This is a genomic window from uncultured Lamprocystis sp., assembly GCF_903933125.1.
In the GTDB taxonomy this organism is placed as follows: Bacteria; Pseudomonadota; Gammaproteobacteria; order Chromatiales; family Chromatiaceae; genus Thiodictyon.
This window is the reverse complement of sequence record NZ_CAIZIZ010000515.1, coordinates 1-4,460: the sequence shown is the minus strand read 5'-3', so window position 1 is coordinate 4,460 and position 4,460 is coordinate 1. Positions and strand designations below refer to the sequence as shown.

Annotated in this window: 2 protein-coding genes; both read right to left on the bottom strand. The window is 64.9% G+C overall.

What is annotated here, in order from left to right; all coding sequences use genetic code 11:
- A partial coding sequence (locus QZY03_RS28210) for a helix-turn-helix domain-containing protein (RefSeq protein WP_295587086.1) occupies nt 1-814 on the bottom strand: 814 nt, incomplete at its 3' end.
- 12 nt (nt 815-826) lie between these two features.
- Nucleotides 827-4,363 (bottom strand): BREX system P-loop protein BrxC, encoded by a 3,537-nt coding sequence (brxC, locus tag QZY03_RS28205; RefSeq protein ID WP_295587084.1) that lies wholly within the window; start codon nt 4,361-4,363, stop codon nt 827-829.
- Nucleotides 4,364-4,460 lie beyond the last annotated feature (97 nt).

Here is a 4,460-nt window from a genome sequence, read left to right as displayed (position 1 = left end):
GGTGACGGCTGGTGTTTTGGTCGACTTCAGACGATACCGCCGGTCTCCCGCTGCCGCCACCTCCGCAGGAGCCGCCGGCCCTGGTCCAGCCCACCCGTGCACAGCGCCCGGCCTCAGGCAAAAATGGCCAAAGTCGAGGTGGTCGCAGAACGCCGGAGAGCGGCTCGCGGATGAACAGTGAAGGCACGAACGGGCTGAGCTGCGCCGTGTCCGATAGATAAGGTTCCAAACCGCGCATGGATGAGAATACGCCCATGCGTTGCAGGGCCTCGCGTAGCGCGAGCAAATCGATATCGTTCTCGGTTGCCGCGTTACAGGGCCGACGGTCCCATGGCTCCATGGCGCCTTTGCGCACAAGCAGATTGCGCAGGACCCCGTTACGGGCCTCGATGGTCGAGCGAGAGACACGCACATAGTGCTTGCCGCCGTCCTTACCTCGCCGAAACGTATGCGCCTGATCCGTCGCCGGTTGTATGAATACCAGGATGCGACGCTCCGGTTGCTCGGCAGGCAACTCTTCAACGAGCGGGGTGATCGGCGGCGAGACGAGATCGCGACATCTGCTCAGCGTCTTGCCTTCGACTTCTTTCAAACGTGATGCGGTGAGTCCGGTGAGTACAAGTTTCGGAAAGCCATGCTCATCCTTTTCTTCCTGTGCACCGCACACGACATAGCCCCCGCCAAGATTCTGCAAGTCGTTGGCGAAAGCCGACAAGGTCTCGACGACATCGTCAATATCGGCAACATTCTCTTTCCACTCGGTTTGCTCGCTTTCGCGACTGGCGAGGGTGCGCAGGTCAATGGAGGCTCTCATGGCGATCGTGTCTTATTGAACCAAGACCTTCTTGCCGGCCGCGATGAGTTCCAAACACTGCTCCTTCAGCCCGTCGAGCGCCTGATCGAGCTGTTCCTCGTTCTCGATCCCACCGGAGAAGAAGCCGGCCGCACTGATCTTGACGACCCGGTTGCCGTCGAGCAGACGCATCAGGTCTTCGACGGCCTTGTCGCGCCGGACGGAACAGGCGTCGAGGTCCGCTCGGAGCTGGGGTATCGATGCGGTGGCGGCCTTTGCGACAGTGTAGGTCGTCAGCGGCTCGGCGATGCGGTTGCGCTGTTCCTCGCCGACCTCCTCCCAGCCGGGGGTGCCGCGCAGTTGTTGGAGGGCGTCCGCGTAAGCCTGGGTCCGGGCGTCGAGCGCCTGTTGCCGGCGGGCCTGGTGGGCGGTCTCCAGAGCCTTGGCGTGCTGATCGATGGCCGGCAGCTCGCGGAAGAAGGACTCCCGCGCCAGCAGGTCTTTGAGCTGCTCGGCGTGGTCCCGGTCGCCGTCGCTCAAGTCCGGCTCGTGCTCCAGGAAGGGCCAGAGACTATCGAGCGCCTTGCGCGCCAGGCCCAGGTCGTGGAGCGCGGGCTCCGTCAGGGCCTTGGCGAGTTCGGCCCCCCGCTTGATAGCCTCTTTCAGCGCCTGGTGGCAGGCGGTGAAGGCCTTGAGCGTCTGGCAGTCGCGCTGGCGGCGGAAGCCGACGCTGTTGCTCAGGGCGGCGGCAATCACCTCGCCACCGGGTAGCCCATGCTTGTCGAGCTGGGCGAGGACCTCCCGCAACTTTTCCTCGAAGCCCTCCGTGGTCGCGCGGATGGCCGCCGCGATGATGTTTTCCTCGTACTCCTGGATCTCTTTCCCGAAGCAGGTCTTGTAAGCCTCGCACGCCTCGATGTAGTCCGTGAACTCGCAGTCGGTGGTGCGCGGGCGAAAGGATGCCTGGCGGAACAGGTTGTTGTTGGTGAAGGTGGTGCGCGCGTCGAGTGACAGGGCGGAGTCGATGACCTGCCCCTTGCTGGTCGCCTCGATCTTGCCGGCGCGCAGCAGCGCGATGACCAGGAGCCGCACGGTGTCGAACTCCCAGCCGAAGGGTTCCTTGGCAAACTCATCGGTCAGCCAGCGCCCGCTGGCGGTCTCGCCGTAACTGGTGCGGTTCTCGATACGGGCCAGGACCTCGGCGAGTACCCCGGTCTCCACATCGAAGACGGGCTTGCCGCCCTGGTCCCGCACCAGTCCGAGGTCCGCGTAGACGGGTGTCAGTCCGCGCAGGTTTTCGGTGGTCAGCAGGGCGTCCAGATCGTTCTTGGTGACCCGTGCGGCGGCTTCCGCGAAGCGGTCGAAGACCTCCGGCAGGGCCTGGGACAGGACCTTGGCCGCGGTGCGGGAGACCTCGCCGGCATTCTCGTCCGGGCTGCGGTCGTTGCCGCGGAAGAAGATGGTGCCGGTAAGCAGCGACTGTTTAATGAGGCGCCGTAATTCGTCCTGATGGCGGCGCTGGCGGATCTTCTCCTCCGCCACCAGGGCGGACTCGTCCTTGGTCTGGGCGCCCCGCTCCTTGCGGGACAGGATCTCTTTGGAGCGGTGGAGTTCGACGGTCTCGCGGTCGATGGCGTCACCCATCGCGGCAATCCAGAAGACGGCCTGCGTCTCGGTCTGGCTGCGACGGCGGAAGTCCTCCACCTGTTGATCGAATTCAGTTCCGAGCTCGGCCAGGGCCAGGTGGAACGGGATGTCCCCCTCGACCGCGAGGCGCTCACTCAGGTAGAGCCCCGCCTTGAAGGGCTTGACGTTCAGCAGGTTGTGGGAGGGTTGCGGCTGCCAGAGGGCGGTGACGGCCTCGGCGTGCAGGCGGGCGGTGTCGCCGGGCTTGGGGACCAGCGCGGCACGCTGGCGCTCCCAGTCATCCTCAGCCGGCGAGGGAATCCGGTAGCCGTCATCGCCGCGGCGGACCATGAGGCCCTTCTCCAGCGCCTCCAGGGCCTGCCGGACCTCCGCCAGGCGCGAATCGGCATCGATGGCCGGGTGCAGCGCGGCGGCGATGTTCTCGGCCGTCCGGTGAACGCTGCGCACGTACTGCAACAGACAGATCACCTTGGCGACCGCTTGGGCGGACGGGTGGGCGATCTTGGTGCCGATGTCGGCAATCTTGGCGCGAATCTCGCTGCCGATGTTGCCGGAGACGAGATCGTAGATCTGGTCCACGCGCGCCAGGGTGCCGATGGGTCGGCTGGCCAGGTCCACGTCCGGATGGATGAGCAATTGCTGGGCGAGCTTGATGATGGTGCGGTTGGCGCCGCCGACGTGCTTGCTCGCCCCGCCCTGGGTCCGCAGGCCGGAGACGATCTGGATGATGAGGTCGATCTGATAGGGGAGCAGCGGGTAGAGATCGATGAAGGCATCGGCCGTCAGTTCCGGCAGCGTGATGTCCGCGGTGAGGCGGGTGTTGTCCGTCAGCCGGCCGCGGTGCTCGGTGAAGCGTTCGCGCAGGATCTTTTCGGCCTCGGCGTTTTTCGCGAGCACGCGCTTGCTGGTGACCTCCGAGATGTCGGAAGGCTCCAGGTGAACCTGAAGCTCGGACGGAAAGCGGTCCATCAGGCGGGCGAGTTCGACCCGGCGATCGTCCAGCCCGCCGACCAGTTCGGTGAGTTTTTCCTGGGAGGTGACGAGTATCCACAGCTTGCCGCGCCCGACCCGCCCGAGGCTTTGCACGACCGCCTGGAGATCGAGCATTTTCTGAACGTCACGGGCGACGAACTGACCAACCTCGTCGATGACGAACAGGAGGTTCTTGCCGGGCCGCCGGCGGGACATCAGTTCCAGGCAGCGGGCCGCCAAGTCCCCGGGGGTGATGTCGGCGCGTTTCATGGCCGATTCGCGCCAACTGTCGGCCGTCGTGTAGGTGGCCGGGTCCATGGCGTGCATGACGCGGCTCGCCTGCTGGACGGCGGTGGCGATCTTGCCTTTCTCGTAGTCCCAGTCCTTGTCGAAGACCTTCCGGTAGTTGGCCTTGAAGGCGTCGAGGCGGCCTTCGTCCTCCAGGGTGATCTCCAACTCGGACAGATCGAGATCCCGCGCGTACCCCAGGCTCTGCAAGAAGAGTCGGTACATGATCTCGGTGATGCTCTGGTTGCCGGTGCGGATACCGCGGTCGGTGGAGACGTCGAAGATCACGGCCTCGGTGGGGATTCGCTCGGCGATGTTGGTCAGCAGGACTTGGGCCTTGGTGTCCTTGCAGCGCTGGGCGAGCAAGTCCCCGGCGCCCTGTCCGAGGATGTCGCGGTTGGCCAGCGCAAGACCGAGGTACTTGGCGAAGCCGGACTTGCCCGAGCCGAAGAAGCCCGAAGTCCAGATGGCGATCCCTTCGTTAGGCTTCTGCCAGGTGGTCTGGTAGTGTTCAAAGATCTTCAGAAAATGCGCGCGGATCGAGTCGGTGACGATGTATTCGGCCAACTCGTCGCGGATGATCGCCGCGTCGGCCTGATCGACCTTGATGACCTCCTCGATACGACGGTCGATGGCGTTGGCGAACAGGTCTTTGATGGTCATCGGGGTTCGGGGTTCGGGGTTCGGGGTTCGGGGTTCGGGGTTCGGGGTTCGGGGTTCGGGGTTCGGGGTTCGGGGTTCGGGGTTCGGGGTTCGGGTT

What these genes read in the sequence shown, in the direction of transcription:
- brxC (WP_295587084.1), bottom strand. Translation starts at nt 4,363, where the DNA reads ATGACCATCAAAGACCTGTTCGCCAACGCCATCGACCGTCGTATCGAG.